Source organism: Cereibacter sp. Soil_C_27 (genome assembly GCF_057657095.1).
Genome location: NZ_JBDGJD010000005.1, coordinates 62,481 through 82,697, shown reverse-complemented (window position 1 = coordinate 82,697; position 20,217 = coordinate 62,481). Strand labels below are relative to the sequence as shown.

The following is a 20,217-nucleotide window of genomic DNA, read 5'->3' as shown; positions in this document are numbered from 1 at the left end:
CTTGCCAGAGGCTGGGCGGATCGGCCATGATCCGGCGGTTACAGGGGGAAGATGATGCGCAAGTTTCTGGTCGTGCTGGACGACAGCCGCGAATGCCTGAACGCCATGCGCTTTGCCGCGCTGCGCGCCGCCCATACCGGCGCGGGGGTTCAGATCCTGTCGATCATCCCGCCGGAGGAATACCAGCACTGGATGGGGGTCGCGGACCTGATGCGCACCGAGGCGCGTGAGCGCATCGAGGCGCATTTCGAGGTCTTCGCCAAATGGATGCGCGACCGGCAGGGCATCGACCCGGAGCTGGTGATCCGCGAGGGCGATCCGGTTCAGGAGATCCTGGCACAAGTGCGCGACGATCCGGCGATCGGCATCCTGGTGCTGGGGGCCGGCACCGACAAGGCGGGCCCCGGGCCTCTCGTCACGCAGATGAGCCGCAACTCCGGCAACCTGCCGATCCCGATCACCATCGTGCCGGGCGAGATGTCGAAGGAGCGGCTGGAGGCGATCACCTGAGAAGGGCAGGACAAATTCCTTGAAGAAAGGAATTTGCCGCCCTGACGGGCGCCTTGGCGCGAGACGCCGGGCGTGGCGCCAAGGGCGGACCTGCCGTGAGTATTCGGGCCAGGAAGAAGCGGCAGGGGGCGGGGTTTCCGGGTCGGGCGCACTTTAGAACGGTTCCAAATATTGACATGTGGCCCTGCCGGGCGCATATCGGTGACTGACCCCGGAGGCCCTGCCATGTTCATCCAGACCGAATCCACGCCGAACCCCGCCACGCTGAAATTCCTGCCCGGCCAGACCGTGCTGGAGATGGGCACGGCCGATTTCGCCTCGGCCGAGGCCGCGGGCAGCTCGCCGCTGGCGCGGCGCATCTTCGCCACCGGCGGGGTAAGCGGCGTGTTCTTCGGCACCGATTTCGTCACCGTGACCAAGGCCGAGGACGTGGCTTGGGATCACATCAAGCCGTCGATCCTCGGCGCGATCATGGAGCATTACCAGTCGGGCGCCCCGGTGATCGAGGGCGAGCAGGCGGCTTCGGGCCATGCGGTGACCGAAGGGCCGGACAGCGACGTGATCCGCCAGATCAAGGAGCTGCTCGACACCCGCGTGCGGCCTGCCGTGGCGCAGGACGGCGGCGACATCACCTTCCACGGCTTCGACCGCGGCGTGGTCTACCTGCACATGCAGGGCGCCTGCGCCGGCTGCCCCTCCTCGACGCTGACGCTGAAGATGGGGATCGAGAACCTGCTCCGGCATTACATCCCGGAAGTGCTGGAAGTGCGTCCGGTTGCCGCCTGATCCGCTGATCCTGGCCTTCGACACATCGGCCGCGCATTGCGCGGCCGCTTTGCTGTCGGGCGAGCGGCTGGTCGCTTCGCGGCTGGAGCCGATGGAGAAGGGTCAGGCCGAGCGGCTGATGCCGCTGCTGGAGGAATTGCTGGCCGAGGCCGGGGCGGGCTGGCGCGATCTGGCGGCGCTGGCGGTGGGCACGGGACCGGGGAATTTCACCGGGGTGCGGATCGCGGTGGCGGCGGCGCGCGGGCTGGCGCTGGGGCTCGGCGTTCCGGCGATCGGGGTCACGCGCTTCGACGCGCTGGCGCTGGGGCTGCCGGAGCCGGTCGCGGTGATGGAGGATGCACGGCGCGGCGAGGTCTATCTGCGCGACGGCGACGCGACGGCGCGGATGGCGGTGCTGGAGGGTCTGGAGGTCGGCGCGTCGTGGCGCGTGGGGAGTGCCGCGGGTGACGGGGCGCTGGCGCCGCTCTATCCGCTGGCCGAGGCGATTGCCCGGGTGGCGTTGGGGCGGCTCGGCAGCGAACAGCCGCGGCCGGCGCCCTTCTACCTGCGCGGCGCCGATGCCGCCCCGCCCTCCGACCCGCCGCCAGTGATCCTGCCATGACGCCCGACGCCCTCGCGGCGCTGCATGGCCGAGTGTTCACCGTGCCGCGGCCCTGGTCGGCGGCAGAGATCGCGGCGTTGCTGGAGAGCACCGGGGTGTTCCTTCTGGCCGAACCGCAGGGGTTCCTGATGGGCCGCGCCATCGCCGGCGAGGCGGAGCTGCTGACGCTCGCGGTGGCGCCCGAGGCGCGGCGGCAGGGGATCGGCGCGCGGCTGGTGGCGGGCTTTCTCGCCGAGGCACGGGCGCGACAGGCCGAGAGCGTTTTTCTCGAGGTCGCGGCGGATAATGGCGCGGCGCTTGCGCTCTACGATGCGGCGGGGTTCCGGCAGGCCGGGCGGCGGCGCGGCTACTACGCAACGGCGGCGGGGCCGGTCGATGCGCTGGTGCTTACCCGCGCGCCGGTCTGACGCTGCGGCAGCCGCAGGGCGGCGCCAGTTCTTTGATCCGAAGGTCAATTCCGCCGCAGCGTCTCACAAATATCTGTTGACCGTTTCCTCCGCTTCCGCCCTACAGTGTCTCCGAGACTGAGGCGGCCGGAGGCCCGGGCGCCGGCAGTCGCCAGGAAAAAACGACAACCGGGAGAGCTTTATGACCCTGATGAAAACTCTTGCAGGCGGGGCGGCGACGCTGGCGCTGACCGCTGGCATGGCGCTCGCCGAACCGGCGCTGATCTACGATCTGGGCGGCAAGTTCGACAAGTCCTTCAACGAGGCCGCCTTCGGTGGCGCGAGCCGCTGGGTGACCGAGACCGGGGGCACCTACAAGGAGCTGGAGATGCAGTCGGAAGCGCAGCGCGAGCAGGCGCTGCGTCGGCTGGCCGAGACCGGTTCGAATCCGATCGTGATGACCGGCTTCGCCTTCGGCGACGTGCTGGGTCAGGTGGCGCCGGACTATCCGGACACCAAGTTCGTCATCATCGACATGGTGGTGGAGCAGCCCAACGTGAAATCGGTGGTCTTCGCCGAGGAGCAGGGCTCCTACCTCGTCGGCATGCTGGCGGCGATGGCCTCCAAGACCGATACCGTCGGCTTCATCGGCGGCATGGACATCCCGCTGATCCGCAAGTTCGGCTGCGGCTATGCGCAGGGCGTCAAGGCGGTGAAGGCCGAGGCCAATGTCATCCTGAACATGACCGGCACCACCCCGGCGGCGTGGAACGACCCGGTGAAGGGCGGCGAGCTCGCCAAGTCGCAGAAATCGCAGGGCGCGGACGTGATCTATGCCGCGGCGGGCGGCACCGGCATGGGCGTGCTGCAGGCGGCCGCGGACGAGGGGATCCTCTCGATCGGCGTCGACAGCAACCAGAACCACCTGTTCCCGGGCAAGGTGCTGACCTCGATGGTCAAGCGCGTCGACAACACCGTGTTCGACGCCTTCACAGCGGGCGAGGCGGTCGAACCGGGCATCACGATGGCCGACCTGTCGAACGACGGCGTGGCCTTCGCGCTGGACGACAACAACGCCGCCCTCATCACCCCGGAGATGAAGGCCGCGGTGGACGAGGCAGCCGCCAAGATCAAGTCGGGCGAGATCAAGGTGCATGACTACATGACCGATAACACCTGCCCGGCCGCGTCGTTCTGAATGGCGGCTGAACGGCAACAGGGGCGACAGGCAGCTGCCGCCCCGGACTCCCTCGCAATCGAATTGCGGGGGATCTCCAAATCGTTCGGCCCCGTGCAGGCCAACAAGGACATCTCGATCCAGGTGCGGCGCGGGTCGATCCACGGCATCATCGGCGAGAATGGCGCGGGCAAGTCGACGCTGATGTCGATCCTCTACGGCTTCTACCGGGCCGATGCGGGCGAGATCTACATCGGCGGCAGGCTCACCCCCATCCCCGACAGCCAGAGCGCCATCCGCGCCGGCATCGGCATGGTGTTCCAGCATTTCAAGCTGGTGCAGAATTTCACCGTGCTGGAGAACGTGATCCTCGGCGCCGAGGAAGGCCGCCTGCTGCGCCCCTCGCTGGCCAAGGCGAGCAAGGCGCTTGCCGATCTCGCCCGCGAATACGAGCTGGAGGTCGATCCCGATGCGCGGATCGAGGATCTCTCGGTCGGGCATCAGCAGCGGGTTGAGATCCTGAAGGCGCTGTATCGGCAGGCCGACATCCTCATTCTGGACGAGCCGACCGGGGTGCTGACCCCCGCCGAGGCCGACCACCTGTTCCGCATCCTCAAGGGGCTGCGCGAGCAGGGCAAGACGATCATCCTCATCACCCACAAGCTGCGCGAGATCATGGAGATCACCGACACGGTGAGCGTGATGCGGCGCGGGCAGATGACGGCGACGGTGCAGACCGCCGAGACCAGCCCCGAGGAGCTGGCCGAGCTGATGGTGGGGCGCAAGGTGCTCCTGCGCGTCGACAAGGCGCCTGCCACGCCCGGGCGCACCGTGCTCGAGGTGCAGGACCTGCATGTGCGCGACGAGACCGGGGTGGAGCGGCTGAAGGGCATCGGGCTTTCGGTGCGTGCGGGCGAGATCCTCGGCATCGCCGGGGTGGCGGGCAACGGGCAGTCCGAACTGCTGGAAGTGCTGGGCGGCATCGCGCGTGGCACCGGCACGGTGAAGCTGAACGGAACCGAGCTCGACCTCAGCGGCAAGCATTCCGACGGCCAGTCACGGCGGCTGCAGGGCATCGCCCATGTGCCGGAGGACCGCCAGCACCTCGGCATGATCATGGATTTCACCGCATGGGAAAACGTGGCCTTCGGCTATCACAACGAGCCGGAGTACCAGAAGAACGCGCTCCTCATGGACAACGAGGCGCTGCGCGAGGATACCCGCCGCAAGATGGAGCGTTTCGACGTGCGCCCGCCGGATTGCACGCTGGCGGCCAAGAACTTCTCCGGCGGCAACCAGCAGAAGCTGATCGTGGCGCGCGAGATCGAGCGCAACCCCGACCTGCTGCTGATCGGCCAGCCGACGCGGGGGGTGGACATCGGCGCGATCGAGTTCATCCACAAGCAGATCGTGGCGCTGCGCGACGCGGGCAAGGCGGTGCTTCTGGTGAGCGTGGAGCTTGACGAGATCATGAGCCTGTCAGACAGGATCGCGGTGATGTTCGACGGCCGGATCATGGGCTTCCGCGATCCCGCCACCACCGATGAACGCGACCTGGGGCTGCTTATGGCCGGGGTCGACGATGTGAAGGGCGCCGCCTGATGCAGAAGATGCCGCCCTGGGCCGACGCACTGCTCGTGCCGCTGCTGTCGCTGCTCATCGCCTTCGCGATCTCCTCGGTCGTGATCTTCGCCATCGGCGAGAACCCGGTCGAGGCGATGAAGCTGATGGTGACCGGCGCGCTCGGCTCCAGCTACGGCTGGGGCTACACGCTCTATTACGCGACCAACTTCATGTTCACCGGGCTGGCGGTGGCGGTGGCCTTCCATGCCGGGCTCTTCAACATCGGCGGCGAGGGGCAGGCGAGCCTCGGCGGACTGGGCGTGGCGCTGGTCTGCCTGATGGTGCCTTGGCCGCACTGGTCGCTGGCGCTGATCGGCGCGGTGGTCTGCGGCGCGCTGTTCGGCGCGCTCTGGGCCGCCCTGCCCGCCTGGCTGCAGGCGAAGCGCGGCAGCCATATCGTGATCACCACGATCATGTTCAACTTCATCGCCGCCTCGCTCTTGAACTACCTGCTGGTCAACATGCTGCGCCCGGTGGGCTCGATGGACCCGGCGACGGCGCGCTTTCCGGCCGAGACCAACCTGCCCGGTCTGGGCGAGATTCTCGGCGCGGTCGGCATCCCCTTCTCCACCAGCACCCCCGCCAATGTCAGCCTGTTCCTCGCGCTGGCCTGCTGCGTTCTGGTCTGGGTGCTGATCTGGCGCACCCGGCTCGGCTATCAGATCCGCGCCTTCGGCAAGTCGGAAAAGGCGGCCGTCTATGCCGGGATCAGGCCAGTCCGCATCACCATGTACGCCATGCTGATCTCCGGCGGGCTCGCCGGGATGATGGCCGTCAACAACGTCATGGGGGAGGCGAACCGTCTGGTGCTGAACTCGGTCGAGGGCGCGGGCTTCATCGGCATCGCGGTGGCGCTGATGGGGCGCAGCCATCCGTTCGGGGTGTTCCTCGCGGCGATCCTCTTCGGCTTCCTCTACCAGGGCGGGGCGGAACTGGCACTCTGGACCAAGATCCCGCGCGAGCTGATCACCGTCATCCAGGCGCTGGTGATCCTGTTCACCGGGGCGCTGGACAACATGGTGCGGCAACCCGTGGAATGGCTGTTCGCGCGCGCAGGGCGGGGGGCGAAGTGATGGACCTGAACACGGTTCTGCAGATCCTCGATTCCACCATCCGCCTCGGCACGCCGCTGCTGCTGGCCTGTCTCGCCGGGCTGTTCTCGGAACGTGCCGGGATCTTCGACATCGGGCTCGAGGGCAAGATGCTGGCCGCGGCCTTCCTTTCGGCGGCGGCGGCCTTCGTCACCGGCGATGTCTGGCTGGGAGTTGCGGCGGGCGTCTTCGCCGCGCTGCTGATGTCGGCGATCCACGGCCTCGCCTCGATCACCTTCCGCGGCAATCAGCTAATCTCGGGGGTGGCGATCAACTTCCTCGCTTCGGGGCTGACGGTGCTGCTTGGGCAATACTGGTTCGCGCTCGGCGGCCGCACCCCGTCGCTGGAAGGCGCGGCGCGCTTCTCGCCCATCACCCTCTGGGGCGCCGAGGCGCTGCGCGAGGTGCCGGTGATCGGCCCGATCTATTACGAGCTGATCTCGGGCCACACGGCGCTCGTCTATGTCGCCGTGGCGATGGTGCCGCTCTCGGCCTGGCTGCTTTACCGCACCCGCTTCGGCCTCCGGCTACGCGCCGTGGGCGAGAACCCGGCGGCGGTTGATACGGCGGGCGTCTCGGTGGTGGGCATCCGCTTTGCCGCCGTGGCGATCTGCGGCGTGCTGACCGGGCTGGCGGGGGCCTATCTTGCCACCGGACTCTCGGCGGGCTTCGTCAAGGAGATGACGGCCGGGCGCGGTTATATCGCGCTGGCAGCGCTGATCTTTGCCAAATGGCGACCGTGGTATGCGCTGGGAGCGACCATGCTCTTCGGCTTCCTCGAGGCGATCTCCAACCGCTATCAGAACATCGACCTCGGCGGCATCGTCATCCCGGTGCAGTTCATGCAGGCCCTGCCCTACATCCTGACCGTGGTCATTCTCGCCGGCTTCGTCGGCAAGGCCACGCCGCCGCGCGCCGGTGGCGAACCCTATGTGAAGGAACGCTGAATGCCTGCCCAGATGCTTGCCTCGCTGATCCGCTCCAAGGCGGGGCACGAGCCGGTCCGGCTGGGGCTGATCCTCGGCTCCGGCCTCGGCCATCTCGCCAGCGCCGTCGAGGGCGTGGCGATCCCCTACGAGGAACTGGCGGGCTTTCCGCAGGGCGGCGTCTCGGGGCACAACCCGACGCTGATGATCGGCCAGCTGGAGGGCGTGCGTGTCGCAGTCTTCGGCGGGCGGGCGCATTACTACGAGAAGGGCGATCCGGCGGCGATGCGGCTGCCCTTGGAGGTGCTGAAGGCGCTGGGGGCCGAGTCGCTGATCGCCACCAACGCGGCGGGCAGTCTGCGGCCCGACATCCCGCCGGGCGACCTGATGCTGCTCGATGACCACATCAACTTTTCGGGATTGAACCCGCTGATCGGCGAGCCGACCGACGCGCGTTTCGTGCCGATGACGGCGGCGCATGACCCCGATCTGCGGGCGGGCCTGCGCGCCGCCGCCGAGGCCGTGGGCGTGGCGCTGCCCGAAGGCGTCTACGCCTGGTACTCCGGGCCCTCCTTTGAGACCCCCGCCGAGATCCGCGCGATCCGCATCCTCGGAGCTGACGCCGTTGGCATGTCCACCGTGCCGGAGGTCATCCTGGCGCGCTTCCTCGGGCTCAAGGTGGCGGCGATCTCGACCATCACCAACATGGCGGCGGGGATGAGCGACGAGGCGATCAGCCACGAACACACCAAGGCGATGGCCCCCTTGGGCGCGGCCAAGCTGGAGCGGGTGTTGCGGGAATTCCTGCGTCGGCTGCGATGATCGCTAAGTCCTGACATCTGTTTGACAAGGCTCGCCGCAGCGCGCAAGTCTGTCGCACCATTCCTTTCCCGCACAGCCCGATCCGATGCAGCTTTATCTGCCCATAGCCGAGGTCTCCATAAACGCATTCCTGTTGCTGGGACTGGGCGGCATCGTCGGGTTCATGTCGGGCATGTTCGGGGTCGGCGGCGGGTTCATCATCACGCCGCTGCTGTTCTTCATCGGCATCCCCCCCGCCGTGGCCGTGGCCACCGGCGCCAATCAAGTGGTGGCCTCCAGCATCTCGGGCGTGCTGGCGCAGCTCAAGCGCAAGGCGGTCGATTTCCGCATGGGGCTGGTGCTGCTGGTGGGCGGGATGTTCGGCTCGGCCATCGGCATCTGGGTCTTCGCCCGCCTCTCGGTGCTGGGGCAGGTCGATCTCTTCGTGCAGCTGGCCTATGTCTTCTTCCTCGGCCTCGTCGGCGCGCTGATGCTGCAGGAAAGCCTGCGCTCGCTGCGCCGGTCGAAGAAGCCGGGCCAGCCTGTGAAGCGGTCGCATGTCCACACTTGGGTGCACCGGCTGCCGTTCAAGGTGAAATTCCGCGCCTCGGGTCTCTACATCTCGGTGATCCCGCCGATGATGGTCGGCGGGCTGGTCGGCTTTCTGGCGGCGATCATGGGGGTCGGCGGCGGCTTCATCATGGTGCCGGCGATGATCTACCTCTTGGGCATGCCCACCAAGGTCGTCATCGGCACCTCGCTGTTCCAGATCATCTTCGTCACCGCCTTCACCACGGTGATGCATGCCGTCACCAGCCAGACCGTCGACATGGTGCTGGCGCTCTTGCTGATCGTCGGCGGGGTGATCGGGGCGCAGATCGGCGCGCGGCTCGGGGTGCGGCTGAAGGCCGAGCAGCTGCGCATCCTGCTCGCGCTGCTGGTTCTGGTCGTCAGCATCAAGATCGCCTTGGATCTGCTGATCACCCCGTCCGAGTTCTACTCGGTGACGCCGGGGATGCTGCCGTGATCCGCCTCTTGACCCTGCTGCTTGCTCTCCTGCCCTGCGCCGCGCTGGCGCAGGACGAGAACATTGTGCTGGGTCTGAGCCAGAACAACGTCTCGATCACCGCCGATTTCACCGGGTCGGAGATCCTGATCTACGGCGCGGTGAAGCGCGACAAGCCCCAGCCCGAGGGCGGGCAGCTGCAGGTGATCGTCACGGTCGAGGGGCCGCCGACGCCGGTCGTGGTGCGCCGCAAGGAGCGGCGGGTCGGCATCTGGATCAACCGCGACAAGGTGCGGATCAATCGCGCGCCCAGCTTCTATGCCATCGCCACCACCGCGCCGCTGCGCGACATCCTGTCGGACACCAACGACCTGCGCTACGAGATCAGCATCCCGCGGCTGATCAGCTCGGTCGGGATCAGCGCCCAGGCCAAGGAGGCGCCGACCTTCGTCGATGCCTTGCAGCGCATCCGCGAGAACGAGGGGCGCTACCATCTGGACGAGGGCACCGTCACCCTGACAGAAGACACGCTGTTCCGCGCGGATGTGCGGCTGCCCTCGAACCTCGTCGAAGGCAACTACCGGGTGCGGATCTTCCTGACCCGCGACGGCGAGGTGGTCGATACGCTGGAAAGCGGCATCGGCGTCGAGAAGGCGGGGATGGAGCGCTTCGTCTACACGCTGGCGCATGAGCAGCCGCTGATCTACGGGCTCTTGTCGCTGGTCATGGCGGTGATCGCAGGCTGGGGCGCCTCGGCGGCCTTCCGGCTGATCCGTTAAAGCATCGCCTGCCGTTCAACCCTCGGATAGGCAAGCAGCATCGTCACGCCGCGGGTAGCATTCAGCACCATCAGCGACGCCCATAGCCCGTGATTGCCCATCAGCGGCACGAGCAGCAGAAGCGCCGCGCCGTAGATCGGCACCGAAATCAGCATCGCCCGCATCATCGCTCGGGTCTGGGTGGCGCCGATGAAGATGCCGTCGAGGATCCAGCTCGCCACCCCGATCAGCGGCGCCGCCACCAGCCAGGGCAGGAACTGCCGCGCCTCGGCCCGGACTTCGGGCGCGGTGGTGATGATGTCGATGATCTGCGGCCCGGCCAGCGCGAAGAGCAGCGCCAGCAGCACCGCCCCGCCCACGCCCCATTGCCCGAGCATCACCGACGACCGCCGCACCCCGGCGACCGAGCGCGCCCCCACCGCCTGCCCCACCAGCGCCTCGGCGGCAAAGGCGAAGCCGTCAAGCGCATAGGCCGAGATCTCGAGGAACTGCAGCAGCACCTGGTTGGCGGCCAGCGTCACGTCGCCGAAGCCCGCGCCGAGGAAGACGAAGGTGGTGAAGCTCGCCTGCAGCAGCACCGAGCGCACCATGATGTCGCGGTTGACCAGCACCATCCGCGCCAGCGCCACCCGGTCGCCGACCCGCGCCCAGGCCCGGCGCAGCACCGGCCCGAAGGCCTCGCGGCAGAGCCAGAGACCGAGCGCGAGGCCGCTCCATTCGGCGATCAGCGTGGCCGCGGCCACGCCGGGCACGCCCCAACCGAAGCCGATGACGAACCAGAGGTCGAGGCCGATGTTCAGCCCGTTCATCCACAGTTGCAAAAGCAGGATGCCCCGCGTCCGCTCCAGCGCCACCAGCCAGCCGGTGACGGCGAAAAGCCCGATGGTCGCGGGCGCCCCCCAGAGCCGGATCGCCAGATACTGCCGCGTCAGCGCCTCGACCTCGGCCGAGGCGGGGGCGACCTTGAAGGTCGCCCAGACCAGCGGCACCTGCGCGAGGATGAAGCAGAGCCCGGCGCCGAAGCCGATGATCAGCGCGCGCAAGAGGATGGCCGAGCGTTCGGCCTCGTCCCCCGCCCCATGCGCCTGAGCGGCAAGGCCCGAGGTGCCCATGCGCAGGAAGGAGAAGATCCAGTAGACCGTCGCCAGCACCACCGCGCCCAGGCCCACCGCCCCGATCGGCGCGGCCATCCCCATCTGCCCCACCACCGCCGTATCGACGGCCCCGAGGAGCGGCACCGTCGCGTTCGACAGCACGATCGGCACCGCCATGCGCAGCACGCGGGCATGGGTAATGGCTTCGGAGGACGCGGGCTGCATGGGCTGGCCGGGCTCAGGCCGGGTCGGGCATCAGGAAATGCCCGGTCGCCTGGGCAAAAAGGCGGCTGCGATTGTCCTGCCAGGCCTCGACATGCACCGATGCATAGCGCCGCCCAGAACGGTTCACCCGCGCCCTTGCGTAGGCGTCGCGCGGCAGGCCGGAGCGCAGGTAGTCGACGGTGAAATCGATGGTCTTGGGCAGCTTCGGCAGATGCGCCTCGATGGTGGCGGGGTCGAGCCGGCCCTGCTCCATCTCCTGCCAGAGCGTCGACCAGCTCAGCTCGATGATCGCCGCGACCTCGAGGAAGGCTGCCGTCACCCCGCCGTGGATCGCGGGCAGGATCGGGTTGCCGATCAGCTTTTCGTCGAAGGGCAGGATCGCCGTCAACTCGTCGCCGCGCCGGTCGAACTGGATGCCCAGATAGGTGATGTAGGGCACGCCGCCGACCAGGGCGCGCAGGGCGGCGTCGCGGCGCTGCTTGATCACCTGCACCGGCTCGGGCGCAGGCCGGCTCATGCCCCGCGCTCCACGGTGAAGGCGCCGGTGGCGGTGGCCACGGGGCGCGCCACATCCTCGTCGGTGGCGGTGACGCGCACGAAGGCGACCGAGCGGGTGACGTGATAGCATTCGGCCCGCGCGACGATGCGCTGGCCCGGAGTCGCGGGCCGCATGTAGTCGATCCTGAGATCCAGTGTCGCCGTGGCGCCTCCCGCCTCGGGGCGCGACATCACCGCCGCCCCGCTCGCCGTGTCCATCAGCGCCGAGACCGCGCCGCCGTGGATCACCCCGGTCGCCGGATCGCCAACGAAGCGCTTGTCATAGGCCATCGAGATCACCGCCGTGCCCTCGCCGAGCTCGTCCAGCTCCATCCCCAGTGCCCGCGAATGCGGAATGCTCTCGATGAACTGGCGGGCGAAGTCGGTCTTGTCTGGCATCCGGCTGACCTTTCGGAAGATGCCGCATCATCGCCCATCCGCCGTCGCCCGCAACCCCAAAGCGACGCGATTGCGCCCCCTGCCGGTTGGCCGTAACCTGCGCCAAGGAGGATCGCCATGCCCGACACCCGCCTGACCTTCAAGGATATGTGCGCCAAGTTCGAAGTCACGCCCCGGACGCTGCGCTATTACGAGTATATCGAACTGTTGCAGCCCGAGAAGGACGGACGGTCGCGCTTCTACGGCCCGCGCGAGGTGGCGCGGATGACGCTGATCCTGCGCGGCCGCCGCTTCGGCTTCAGCCTCGAGGAAATCCGCCAGTGGCTGCTGATCTACCAGCAGAAGGGCACCCGCCCGCAGATGGAGGAATGGTTGAACATGGCCGACCGCCAGCTGGCCGAACTGACCCGCCAGCGCACCGAACTGGACCTCGCCATCGCCGATCTCAGGGTGCTGCGCGAGCAGGCGGCGGCGGCGCTGGAGAGCCCCTCCAGCTGACATGACGTCACGCGGCATTTTGACGTCACGTCACGTTTACGTAAACGTCAACTGATCTGGTAACGCTGTCCCGGAGCCCCATCTGATCGCCGATACTGGCCTTCAGAGAGCTGCGAGAGAGATGATGACCCGCGATGTGCTGACGATCCGCGAGATGTGCGAGGCGTTCGAAGTGACGCCGCGAACCCTGCGGTTCTACGAGTCGAAGGAGCTGCTGTTCCCGATCCGCGACGGGACGAAACGCCTGTTCACCCGGCGCGACCGCGCACGGCTGAAGCTGATCCTGCGCGGCAAGCGCTTCGGCTTCAGCCTCGAGGACATCCGCCAGCTGCTCGACCTCTACGACCGCGACGGCAGCCAGGAGGTGCAGCTGATGCGCACCTACGAGGTTGCCCGCACCCGCCTTGCCCAGATGGAGGCGCAGCGCGCCGAACTGGACGAGGCGATTTCCGAACTCAAGGACCAGCTTGCCTGGGGGGAGACGGCGCTTGCCGCCTTCCGCCGCGCCGCCGAATAATCACAGGGAGACACCGATGCCGAGCTACACTGCCCCCGCCAAGGACATGCAATTCATCCTGCACGACGTGTTGAAAGTGACCGAAACCGGCATTCCCGGCTACGACGATCTGGAGCGCGACTTCACCGCGGCGGTGCTGGAAGAGGCGGGCAAGGTGGCGCGCGACGTGCTGGCACCGCTGAACCCGGTGGGAGACCGCGAGGGCTGCCGGCTGGAGAACGGCGTGGTGCGCACCCCGACGGGCTTCGACACGGCGCTTGCGGCGATGAAGGAGGGCGGCTGGACCGCGCTCGACTGCGACCCCGAATACGGCGGCCAGGGCCTGCCCTATCTCATGCACACCTCGGTGAACGAGATGTTCGTGAGCGCCAACATGGCCTTCAACATGTATCAGGGCCTGACCCACGGCGCCTATTCCGCGATCCACACCCATGGCACGGAAGAGCAGAAGCGCACCTATTTGCCGAAGATGGTCACCTGCGACTGGACCGGCACCATGAACCTCACCGAGCCGCATGCCGGCACCGATCTTGGCATGATGCGTACCAAGGCCGAGCCGCAGGATGACGGCAGCTATGCCATCACCGGCCAGAAGATTTTCATCTCCGCGGGCGATCACGATCTGGCAGAGAACATCATCCATCTGGTGCTGGCCAAGGCTCCCGGCGGCGGTGAGGGCACCAGGGGCGTGTCGCTCTTCATCGTGCCGAAGGTCCTCGTGAATCCCGACGGCTCGCTCGGCGCGCGCAATGGCGTGACCGTCGGCAAGATCGAGCAGAAGATGGGCATCCACGGCAATGCCACCTGCGTGATGAACTATGACGGGGCGAAGGGCTGGCTTTTGGGCGATCTGCACAAGGGCATGAAAGCCATGTTCACCATGATGAACGAGGCGCGGCTCGGCGTCGGCCTGCAGGGCTATGCCGTGGCCGAGGCCGCCTATCAGAACGCCGCGCTCTATGCCCGCGACCGTCTGCAGGGCCGCTCGGTTTCGGGCGGTGCCACCACCTCGGGCCCCGCCGATCCGCTGATCGTGCATCCCGACATCCGCCGCAACCTGATGGACCAGAAGAGCTTCGTCGAGGGCGCCCGCGCCTTCACCTTCTGGGGGGCGCAGCTGATCGACCGCTCGGTGCGGCAGGGCGATGCCGAGGCGGAGGGGATGATCTCGCTCCTGACCCCGGTCATCAAGGGCTTCCAGACCGACAAGGGCTTTGAGATGGCGGTGGCGGCGCAGCAGGTGTTCGGCGGCCACGGCTATATCGAGGAATATGGCATGAGCCAGTTCGCCCGCGACGCCCGGATTGCCATGATCTACGAAGGCGCGAATGGCATCCAGGCGCTTGATCTGGTCGGGCGCAAGCTGACGGCCGAGGGTGGCAAGCCGATCATGGCCTTCTTCGCCATGGTCAAGGCCTTCATCAAGGAGAACGAGGCCGAGGCGCGGTTGAAGCCCGGCTTCCTCGACCCGCTGAAGGCCGGCTCGAAGGATCTGCAGGAAGCGGCGATGTTCTTTGCCGAGCACGGCATGAAGACCCCCGACGCGGCGCTGTCGGGCTCCTACGACTTCATGCACATGATGGGGCATGTCTGTTTCGGGCTGATGTGGGCGCGGATGGCCAAGGCCTCGATCGAGGCGCTCGATGCCGGAACGGCGGACCGCGACTTCCATCAGGCCAAGATCGCCACCGGGCGCTACTACATGGCGCGCCAGCTTCCGGCGACGGCGATGCATCTTGCCCGCATCCGCAGCGGGGCCGAACCTGTCATGGCGCTCGCCGCCGAGGCGTTCTAGGCTCGGTCCGGCCAGAGGATCGGGCCAGGAGATCGGGAGGATCGGATGAGAGACGGCTGGAGCCATGAACCCGCGGCGAAGGGCGGCTGCCAATGCGGCGCCGTCCGCTACAGCCTGCCCGCGGGGCCGAAGAAGGCGACGCTCTGTCACTGCCGCATGTGCCAGCGCGCCAGCGGCAATGCCTTCGTGCCGCTGCTGGAGCTGCTGAGTTCCGAGGTGGTCTGGCATGGCACCCCCGCCACCTGGGCCTCTTCCAGCCTCGCCGAGCGCGGCTTCTGCGCCACCTGCGGCACGCCTCTGTTCTACCGCAGCGGAGACACGACCGAGATCATGGCAGGCAGCCTCGCCCCCGGCTTCACCTTCACGCCGACCGCGAACCACGGGGTCGAGGCGCGCACGCCTTGGGTCAACCACATCGCCGCCCTCCCCGACCGCGAGACCCGCCCCGAGCTCGTCGCCAGCGTCACCTCCCACCAGTCGGAGGAGTCGTGATGCCGAAGCGCCTGCGCCTCACCCGCCGCTTTCCGGTCGCCATGACCGAGGACGGCTACCGCAACCTGCGCCGCTTCGCCCAGGAGGCCGGGCTCGACGAGGGCGAGGCGCTGTCCTTCCTCTTCGAGAATTTCTCCTCGGTGACCGATCAAGAGAACCTCACCCACCGCCTGCGCCTGTTCAACTCGGAACTGGAGGCGCGCAAGCGATGAGGAGGTGCCAAGCCCGGAAGGGGCATGACCAATGCCGGCCGGGGCGGCTTCTCCGAGGCATCTTACTGGCCCAGATACCCACTTTGGGAGCAACGACAACAATCGGCGCAACGCCGGTGCGGAGGGGACTGACATGACTGCCCAACTTTACTGCTTCGGCGAATCCGGCAACGCCTACAAGGCGGCGCTGACCCTGACCTTGGCCGACATGGAGTGGGAGCCGGTCTTCGTCGATTTTTTCAACGGCGCGGCGCGCACGCCGGAGTTCCGGGCGCTGAACCCGATGGGCGAGGTGCCGGTCTTCACCGACGGCGATCTGGTGCTGACGCAATCCGGAGTGATCCAGGACTACGTCAGCTCCAAGACCGGCAAGCTCGGCGGGCGCTCGGCGGCGGAACGTCGCGAGGTGCTGCGCTGGGTGTTCTGGGACAACCACAAGCTCTCGGGACAGGCGGGCTCCACCCGCTTCCTGATGAACTTCCTGCCGCCCGAGAAGCGCCCGGCCGAGGTGATCGCCTTCCAGCAGGGCCGGCTGAAGACGGCCTATACCGTGCTGAACGACCACCTCGCCGGCCGCAGCTGGATGGTGGGAGATCAGGTGACCATCGCCGACACCGCCTGCTGCGGCTATCTCTTCTACCCCGAGCCCTTCGGCTTCACCCGCGCCGACTGGCCGAACATCGACGCCTGGCTCGGCCGGCTCGAGGCGCTGCCCTTGTGGAAACATCCCTACGACCTGATGCCCGGCAATCCGTCGGACCGGGCGACCGCGTGATCTGGAGGACCCCATGACCGAGGCCTATATCTACGACGCCCTGCGCAGCCCGCGCGGCAAGGGCCGCCCCGAAGGCGCGCTGCACGAGCTGACCTCGGTGGCGCTGTCGGCAAAGCTCCTGAACGCAGTGAAGGAGCGCAACGGGCTCGACGGTCACGCGGTCGAGGATGTGATCTGGGGCAACGTCACCCAGGTGGGCGAGCAGGGCGGCTGCCTTGCCCGCTCGGCGGTGCTGCTGTCGGATCTCGACGAGCGCATCCCCGGCCTCTCGATCAACCGCTTCTGCGCCTCCGGCATGGAAGCTGTGAACCTCGCCGCCAACCAGGTGCGCGGCGGCGCGGGCGAGGCTTACATCGCCGGCGGGGTCGAGATGATGGGCCGGGTCGCCATGGGCTCGGACGGGGCGGCGATCGCCGTCGATCCGAGCCTTGCCATGAAAACCTATTTCGTGCCGCAGGGCATCTCTGCCGACATCATCGCGACCGAATACGGCTTCTCGCGCGACGACGCCGATGCGCTGGCGGTGGAAAGCCAGCGCCGCGCCGCCGCCGCCTGGGCCGAAGGGCGTTTCGACCGGTCAGTGATCGAGATCCGCGACCAGAACGGCCTGCCGATCCTGTCCCGCGACGAATACATGCGCCCCGGCACCGACATGCAGAGCCTCGGCGCGCTGAAACCCGCCTTCAAGGACATGGGCGAGGTGATGCCCGGTTTCGACAAGGTGGCGATGATGAAGTATCCGCATCTGGAGCGGATCGAGCATATTCACCATGCCGGCAATTCCTCGGGCATCGTCGACGGAGGCGCCGCGCTGCTGATCGGCTCGAAGGCCTTCGGCGAGCGGCACGGGCTCACGCCCCGCGCTCGCATCCGCGCCACGGCCAAGATCGGCACCGACCCGACGATCATGCTCACCGGCCCGGTGCCGGTGACCGAGAAGATCCTGCGCGACGCCGGCATGCAGGTCTCCGACATCGACCTCTTCGAGGTCAACGAGGCCTTCGCTTCGGTGGTGCTGCGCTTCCAGCAGGCCTTCGACGTCGATCCCGGCATCGTCAACGTGAACGGCGGCGCCATCGCCATGGGCCATCCGCTCGGCGCCACCGGGGCGATCATCATCGGCACGCTGCTCGACGAGTTGGAACGCAGCGGCAAGGGCGTCGGCCTCGCCACACTCTGCATCGCCTCCGGCATGGGGGCGGCCACCATCATCGAGAGGATGTGATGCCCATCATCGATATCGCAAACTGTCCGGTGAAGACCGGAACCCTCTATCCTTCGCCCTATGCCGAAATGGTCGCCGGACGTTCATCGATCCGGCTGGGCGACGCAGGCGGGCTGACGCAGTTCGGCGCCAACCTGGTGATCCTGCAGCCCGGCGCCATGTCGTCGCTGCGGCACTGGCACCATGCCGAGGACGAGTTCGTCATGGTGACCGAAGGCGAATGCGTGCTGGTGCAGGACGCGGGCGAGACGGTGATGCGCGCGGGCGACTGCGCGGCTTTTCCGGCAGGCAACCCCGACGGCCACCATTTCCTGAACCGCAGCGACAGCGAGGCGCGGTTTCTCGTGGTCGGCAGCAGGGCCCCGCGCGAGACCTGCGTCTATTCCGACCACGACCTGATACTGGAGGTCGATCAGGGCGCGGTGCGGCTGACCTACAAGGACGGGACGGAGTGGCAGGGGCCGCGCTGAACCGCGGCCTTGGGTGACGAGACAGATGTGCAGCCCCGGCTGCGAGGAGGACGAGATGACCAATTTCACCTATGCCGTCGATGCCGAGGGCGTCGCCACCATCACCTGGGATGTGCCGGGCAAGTCGATGAACGTCATGTCGCTGGCGGGCTTTGCCGAGCTGGACGGGATGATCGACCGCGCTCTGGCCGATGCGGCGGTGAAGGGGGTGGTGCTGACCTCGGGCAAGAAGGATTTCGCGGGGGGCATGGATCTCAACGTCATCGCCCGGATGAAGGAGGAGGGCGGCGCGGAGCCGGCCAAGGCAGTCTTCGAGGGCGTGATGATGATGCATGCCGTGCTGCGCAAGATCGAGCGCGCCGGGATGGACCCGAAGACCCTGAAGGGCGGCAAACCGATCGCCGCCGCCCTGCCCGGCACCGCTCTGGGCATCGGGCTGGAACTGCCGCTCGCCTGCCACCGCATCTTCGCAGCCGAGAACCCGAAGGCCAGGATCGGCCTGCCCGAGATCATGGTCGGCATCTTCCCCGGCGCCGGCGGCACGACGCGGCTGGTGCGCAAGATGGGCGCGATGATGGCGGCGCCGCTGCTGCTGGAAGGCAAGCTGTCGGACCCGAAGGGGGCCAAGGCCGCGGGCGTGGTCGATGAGGTGGTGCCGGCCGACGAGTTGCTCGCCCGGGCGAAGGCTTGGGTGCTGGCGGCGAAGGAAGCCGATCTGGTGAAGCCCTGGGACCAGAAGGGTTACAAGATGCCCGGCGGCACGCCCTATCACCCGGCGGGCTTCATGACCTTCGTCGGCGCCTCGGCCATGGTGCATTCGAAGACGATGGGCGTCTATCCGGCGGCCAAGGCGCTGCTCAGCGCGGTCTATGAAGGGGCGATGGTGCCCTTCGACACGGCGCTGAAGATCGAGGCGCGCTGGTTCACCAATGTGCTGATGAACCCCTCTTCCACGGCGATGATCCGCTCGCTCTTCATCAACAAGGAGGCGCTTGAGAAGGGCGCGCTGCGCCCTGCCCTGCCCGAGCAGTCGGTGAGGAAACTCGGTGTCATCGGCGCCGGGATGATGGGCGCCGGGATCGCCCATGTCAGCGCCAACGCGGGGATCGAGGTCGTGCTGATCGACGCGGCGCAGGAGGCGGCGGACCGTGGCAAAGCCCATTCGGAGGCGCTGCTCGACAAGGGCATCCAGCGCAGAAAGGTGACGGCCGAGAAGAAGGCCGAGGTTCTGGCCCGCATCACCGCCACCACCGATTACGCGGCGCTGGCAGGCTGCGACCTGATCGTGGAGGCTGTGTTCGAGGACCCCAAGGTGAAGGCCGAGGTCACCGCCCGCGTCGAGGCCGCCGTCGGCCCCGACTGCATCTTCGCCACCAACACCTCCACCCTGCCGATCTCCGGCCTCGCGAAGGCCAGCCAGCGGCCGGAGCAGTTCATCGGCATCCATTTCTTCTCGCCGGTCGACAAGATGATGCTGGTGGAGATCATCCGCGGCAAGGAAACCGGCGACCGCGCCGTAGCCAAGGCGCTCGACTTCGTGCGCCAGATCCGCAAGACACCCATCGTGGTGAACGACGCCCGTTTCTTCTACGCCAACCGCTGCATCATCCCCTATATCAACGAGGGCATCCGCATGGTGGCCGAAGGGGTGGAGCCGGTGCTGGTCGAGAATGCGGCCAAGTTGGTCGGCATGCCGCTGGGGCCGCTGCAACTGGTCGACGAGACCTCGATCGACCTCGGGGTGAAGATCGCCAAGGCCACCCGCGCCGCGATGGGCGACGCCTATCCCGACGGGGCGGTGGATCCGGTGCTCTTCGCCATGGCCGATCAGGGGCGGCTGGGCAAGAAGGCCAGCGCGGGCTTCTACACCTATGACGCGGCGGGCAAGCGGCAGGGGCTGTGGGACGGGCTGGAGGGGCTCTGGCCGGTCACCGATGCGCAGCCGGAGCTGACCGAGGTGCAACATCGCCTGCTCTTCGTGCAGGGGCTGGAGGCGGTTCGGGCGCTGGAGGAGGGCGTGCTGATGGACATCCGCGAGGGTGATGTCGGCGCGATCCTCGGCTGGGGCTTCGCGCCGTGGTCGGGCGGGCCGTTCAGCTGGCTCGACATGCTGGGCGCTGCGCGGGCGGTGGAATTGTGCGACGGGCTGGCGGCGCGGCATGGCGACCGCTTCGCCGCGCCGAAGCTGCTGCGCGAGATGGCTGACAAGGGCGAGAGCTTCTACAGCCGCTTCGCCCCGCAGAGCCGCGCCGCCTAAGGTGTAGCGCCTGCCCGGACCCCGGGCAGGCGCAC

23 protein-coding genes are annotated in these 20,217 nt (G+C 67.7%); 20 read left to right on the top strand and 3 right to left on the bottom strand.

Going from position 1 to position 20,217, the window contains the following annotated elements; translation table 11 throughout:
* The first annotated feature begins 54 nt into the window (after positions 1-54).
* The 11 genes from AC3A5Z_RS17815 to AC3A5Z_RS17765 all read left to right on the top strand — a co-directional run bounded on the left by AC3A5Z_RS17815 (position 55) and on the right by AC3A5Z_RS17765 (position 9,686).
* The gene (locus tag AC3A5Z_RS17815) at positions 55-510 is read left to right on the top strand and encodes a universal stress protein (protein WP_487520663.1); all 456 of its coding nucleotides are present in this window, start codon (positions 55-57) and stop codon (positions 508-510) included.
* A 225-nt stretch (positions 511-735) separates the two neighbouring features.
* Positions 736-1,296 carry a NifU family protein gene (locus AC3A5Z_RS17810; RefSeq protein WP_136793373.1) on the top strand — a complete coding sequence of 187 codons (561 nt, stop codon included), beginning with the start codon at positions 736-738 and terminating at the stop codon, positions 1,294-1,296.
* Positions 1,286-1,897 (top strand): tRNA (adenosine(37)-N6)-threonylcarbamoyltransferase complex dimerization subunit type 1 TsaB, encoded by a 612-nt coding sequence (gene tsaB, locus AC3A5Z_RS17805; RefSeq protein WP_487520662.1) that lies wholly within the window; start codon positions 1,286-1,288, stop codon positions 1,895-1,897. The genes AC3A5Z_RS17810 and tsaB overlap by 11 nt, the downstream gene beginning before the upstream one ends.
* Entirely contained in the window at positions 1,894-2,304 is a 411-nt protein-coding gene (locus AC3A5Z_RS17800) for a GNAT family N-acetyltransferase (protein ID WP_487520661.1), read from the top strand. Before tsaB ends, AC3A5Z_RS17800 begins: the two co-directional genes overlap by 4 nt.
* Before the next feature lie 181 nt (positions 2,305-2,485).
* Positions 2,486-3,481 (top strand): BMP family lipoprotein, encoded by a 996-nt coding sequence (locus tag AC3A5Z_RS17795; RefSeq protein WP_487520660.1) that lies wholly within the window; start codon positions 2,486-2,488, stop codon positions 3,479-3,481.
* The gene (locus AC3A5Z_RS17790; RefSeq protein WP_487520659.1) at positions 3,482-5,062 is read left to right on the top strand and encodes an ABC transporter ATP-binding protein; all 1,581 of its coding nucleotides are present in this window, start codon (positions 3,482-3,484) and stop codon (positions 5,060-5,062) included.
* Positions 5,062-6,156: an ABC transporter permease gene (locus tag AC3A5Z_RS17785; RefSeq protein ID WP_107663432.1), complete on the top strand. Its 1,095-nt coding sequence runs from the start codon at positions 5,062-5,064 to the stop codon at positions 6,154-6,156. Before AC3A5Z_RS17790 ends, AC3A5Z_RS17785 begins: the two co-directional genes overlap by 1 nt.
* Positions 6,156-7,121, top strand: coding sequence for an ABC transporter permease (locus AC3A5Z_RS17780; protein WP_487520658.1), 966 nt, complete (start codon positions 6,156-6,158; stop codon positions 7,119-7,121). Before AC3A5Z_RS17785 ends, AC3A5Z_RS17780 begins: the two co-directional genes overlap by 1 nt.
* On the top strand, positions 7,122-7,922 hold the full coding sequence (locus AC3A5Z_RS17775; RefSeq protein ID WP_487520657.1) for a purine-nucleoside phosphorylase: 801 nt from the start codon (positions 7,122-7,124) through the stop codon (positions 7,920-7,922).
* An 85-nt stretch (positions 7,923-8,007) separates the two neighbouring features.
* On the top strand, positions 8,008-8,928 hold the full coding sequence (locus tag AC3A5Z_RS17770) for a sulfite exporter TauE/SafE family protein (RefSeq protein WP_487520656.1): 921 nt from the start codon (positions 8,008-8,010) through the stop codon (positions 8,926-8,928).
* The gene (locus AC3A5Z_RS17765; RefSeq protein WP_487520655.1) at positions 8,925-9,686 is read left to right on the top strand and encodes a TIGR02186 family protein; all 762 of its coding nucleotides are present in this window, start codon (positions 8,925-8,927) and stop codon (positions 9,684-9,686) included. The genes AC3A5Z_RS17770 and AC3A5Z_RS17765 overlap by 4 nt, the downstream gene beginning before the upstream one ends.
* Here AC3A5Z_RS17765 and AC3A5Z_RS17760 read toward each other — a convergent pair.
* From AC3A5Z_RS17760 to AC3A5Z_RS17750, 3 genes are read right to left on the bottom strand one after another with little or no spacing between them, the layout of a single operon-like run.
* Complete coding sequence (locus AC3A5Z_RS17760; RefSeq protein WP_487520654.1) at positions 9,683-11,005, bottom strand: MATE family efflux transporter; 1,323 nt, start codon at positions 11,003-11,005, stop codon at positions 9,683-9,685. The genes AC3A5Z_RS17765 and AC3A5Z_RS17760 overlap by 4 nt on opposite strands.
* 13 nt (positions 11,006-11,018) lie before the next feature.
* Positions 11,019-11,522 carry a PaaI family thioesterase gene (locus AC3A5Z_RS17755; protein ID WP_487520653.1) on the bottom strand — a complete coding sequence of 168 codons (504 nt, stop codon included), beginning with the start codon at positions 11,520-11,522 and terminating at the stop codon, positions 11,019-11,021.
* Positions 11,519-11,941, bottom strand: a complete 423-nt coding sequence (locus tag AC3A5Z_RS17750) for a PaaI family thioesterase (RefSeq protein ID WP_487520652.1) — start codon at positions 11,939-11,941, stop codon at positions 11,519-11,521. The genes AC3A5Z_RS17755 and AC3A5Z_RS17750 overlap by 4 nt, the downstream gene beginning before the upstream one ends.
* A gap of 117 nt (positions 11,942-12,058) precedes the next feature.
* Between AC3A5Z_RS17750 and AC3A5Z_RS17745 the strand changes: the two genes are divergently transcribed.
* The 9 genes from AC3A5Z_RS17745 to AC3A5Z_RS17705 all read left to right on the top strand — a co-directional run bounded on the left by AC3A5Z_RS17745 (position 12,059) and on the right by AC3A5Z_RS17705 (position 20,182).
* Entirely contained in the window at positions 12,059-12,439 is a 381-nt protein-coding gene (locus tag AC3A5Z_RS17745) for a MerR family transcriptional regulator (protein ID WP_487520651.1), read from the top strand.
* Between the two features lie 124 nt (positions 12,440-12,563).
* On the top strand, positions 12,564-12,956 hold the full coding sequence (locus AC3A5Z_RS17740; RefSeq protein ID WP_487520650.1) for a MerR family transcriptional regulator: 393 nt from the start codon (positions 12,564-12,566) through the stop codon (positions 12,954-12,956).
* A gap of 16 nt (positions 12,957-12,972) precedes the next feature.
* Positions 12,973-14,751 carry an acyl-CoA dehydrogenase C-terminal domain-containing protein gene (locus AC3A5Z_RS17735; protein WP_487520649.1) on the top strand — a complete coding sequence of 593 codons (1,779 nt, stop codon included), beginning with the start codon at positions 12,973-12,975 and terminating at the stop codon, positions 14,749-14,751.
* A gap of 45 nt (positions 14,752-14,796) precedes the next feature.
* Positions 14,797-15,243 (top strand): GFA family protein, encoded by a 447-nt coding sequence (locus AC3A5Z_RS17730; protein WP_487520648.1) that lies wholly within the window; start codon positions 14,797-14,799, stop codon positions 15,241-15,243.
* On the top strand, positions 15,243-15,455 hold the full coding sequence (locus AC3A5Z_RS17725) for a hypothetical protein (protein ID WP_487520647.1): 213 nt from the start codon (positions 15,243-15,245) through the stop codon (positions 15,453-15,455). The genes AC3A5Z_RS17730 and AC3A5Z_RS17725 overlap by 1 nt, the downstream gene beginning before the upstream one ends.
* Before the next feature lie 133 nt (positions 15,456-15,588).
* Positions 15,589-16,230: a glutathione S-transferase family protein gene (locus tag AC3A5Z_RS17720; RefSeq protein ID WP_487520646.1), complete on the top strand. Its 642-nt coding sequence runs from the start codon at positions 15,589-15,591 to the stop codon at positions 16,228-16,230.
* Positions 16,231-16,243: 13 nt separating this feature from the next.
* The gene (locus AC3A5Z_RS17715; RefSeq protein ID WP_487520645.1) at positions 16,244-17,455 is read left to right on the top strand and encodes an acetyl-CoA C-acetyltransferase; all 1,212 of its coding nucleotides are present in this window, start codon (positions 16,244-16,246) and stop codon (positions 17,453-17,455) included.
* Positions 17,455-17,925, top strand: coding sequence for a cupin domain-containing protein (locus AC3A5Z_RS17710; RefSeq protein WP_487520644.1), 471 nt, complete (start codon positions 17,455-17,457; stop codon positions 17,923-17,925). Before AC3A5Z_RS17715 ends, AC3A5Z_RS17710 begins: the two co-directional genes overlap by 1 nt.
* 55 nt (positions 17,926-17,980) lie before the next feature.
* Positions 17,981-20,182, top strand: coding sequence for a 3-hydroxyacyl-CoA dehydrogenase NAD-binding domain-containing protein (locus AC3A5Z_RS17705; protein WP_487520643.1), 2,202 nt, complete (start codon positions 17,981-17,983; stop codon positions 20,180-20,182).
* Positions 20,183-20,217 lie beyond the last annotated feature (35 nt).

Coding starts and splice junctions, on each gene's coding strand:
- AC3A5Z_RS17815 (WP_487520663.1), top strand. CDS start 55: ATGCGCAAGTTTCTGGTCGTGCTGGACGACAGCCGCGAATGCCTGAAC.
- AC3A5Z_RS17810 (WP_136793373.1), top strand. CDS start 736: ATGTTCATCCAGACCGAATCCACGCCGAACCCCGCCACGCTGAAATTC.
- AC3A5Z_RS17800 (WP_487520661.1), top strand. CDS start 1,894: ATGACGCCCGACGCCCTCGCGGCGCTGCATGGCCGAGTGTTCACCGTG.
- AC3A5Z_RS17795 (WP_487520660.1), top strand. CDS start 2,486: ATGACCCTGATGAAAACTCTTGCAGGCGGGGCGGCGACGCTGGCGCTG.
- AC3A5Z_RS17790 (WP_487520659.1), top strand. CDS start 3,482: ATGGCGGCTGAACGGCAACAGGGGCGACAGGCAGCTGCCGCCCCGGAC.
- AC3A5Z_RS17785 (WP_107663432.1), top strand. CDS start 5,062: ATGCAGAAGATGCCGCCCTGGGCCGACGCACTGCTCGTGCCGCTGCTG.
- AC3A5Z_RS17780 (WP_487520658.1), top strand. CDS start 6,156: ATGGACCTGAACACGGTTCTGCAGATCCTCGATTCCACCATCCGCCTC.
- AC3A5Z_RS17775 (WP_487520657.1), top strand. CDS start 7,122: ATGCCTGCCCAGATGCTTGCCTCGCTGATCCGCTCCAAGGCGGGGCAC.
- AC3A5Z_RS17770 (WP_487520656.1), top strand. CDS start 8,008: ATGCAGCTTTATCTGCCCATAGCCGAGGTCTCCATAAACGCATTCCTG.
- AC3A5Z_RS17760 (WP_487520654.1), bottom strand. CDS start 11,005: ATGCAGCCCGCGTCCTCCGAAGCCATTACCCATGCCCGCGTGCTGCGC.
- AC3A5Z_RS17755 (WP_487520653.1), bottom strand. CDS start 11,522: ATGAGCCGGCCTGCGCCCGAGCCGGTGCAGGTGATCAAGCAGCGCCGC.
- AC3A5Z_RS17750 (WP_487520652.1), bottom strand. CDS start 11,941: ATGCCAGACAAGACCGACTTCGCCCGCCAGTTCATCGAGAGCATTCCG.
- AC3A5Z_RS17745 (WP_487520651.1), top strand. CDS start 12,059: ATGCCCGACACCCGCCTGACCTTCAAGGATATGTGCGCCAAGTTCGAA.
- AC3A5Z_RS17740 (WP_487520650.1), top strand. CDS start 12,564: ATGACCCGCGATGTGCTGACGATCCGCGAGATGTGCGAGGCGTTCGAA.
- AC3A5Z_RS17735 (WP_487520649.1), top strand. CDS start 12,973: ATGCCGAGCTACACTGCCCCCGCCAAGGACATGCAATTCATCCTGCAC.
- AC3A5Z_RS17730 (WP_487520648.1), top strand. CDS start 14,797: ATGAGAGACGGCTGGAGCCATGAACCCGCGGCGAAGGGCGGCTGCCAA.
- AC3A5Z_RS17725 (WP_487520647.1), top strand. CDS start 15,243: ATGCCGAAGCGCCTGCGCCTCACCCGCCGCTTTCCGGTCGCCATGACC.
- AC3A5Z_RS17720 (WP_487520646.1), top strand. CDS start 15,589: ATGACTGCCCAACTTTACTGCTTCGGCGAATCCGGCAACGCCTACAAG.
- AC3A5Z_RS17715 (WP_487520645.1), top strand. CDS start 16,244: ATGACCGAGGCCTATATCTACGACGCCCTGCGCAGCCCGCGCGGCAAG.
- AC3A5Z_RS17710 (WP_487520644.1), top strand. CDS start 17,455: ATGCCCATCATCGATATCGCAAACTGTCCGGTGAAGACCGGAACCCTC.
- AC3A5Z_RS17705 (WP_487520643.1), top strand. CDS start 17,981: ATGACCAATTTCACCTATGCCGTCGATGCCGAGGGCGTCGCCACCATC.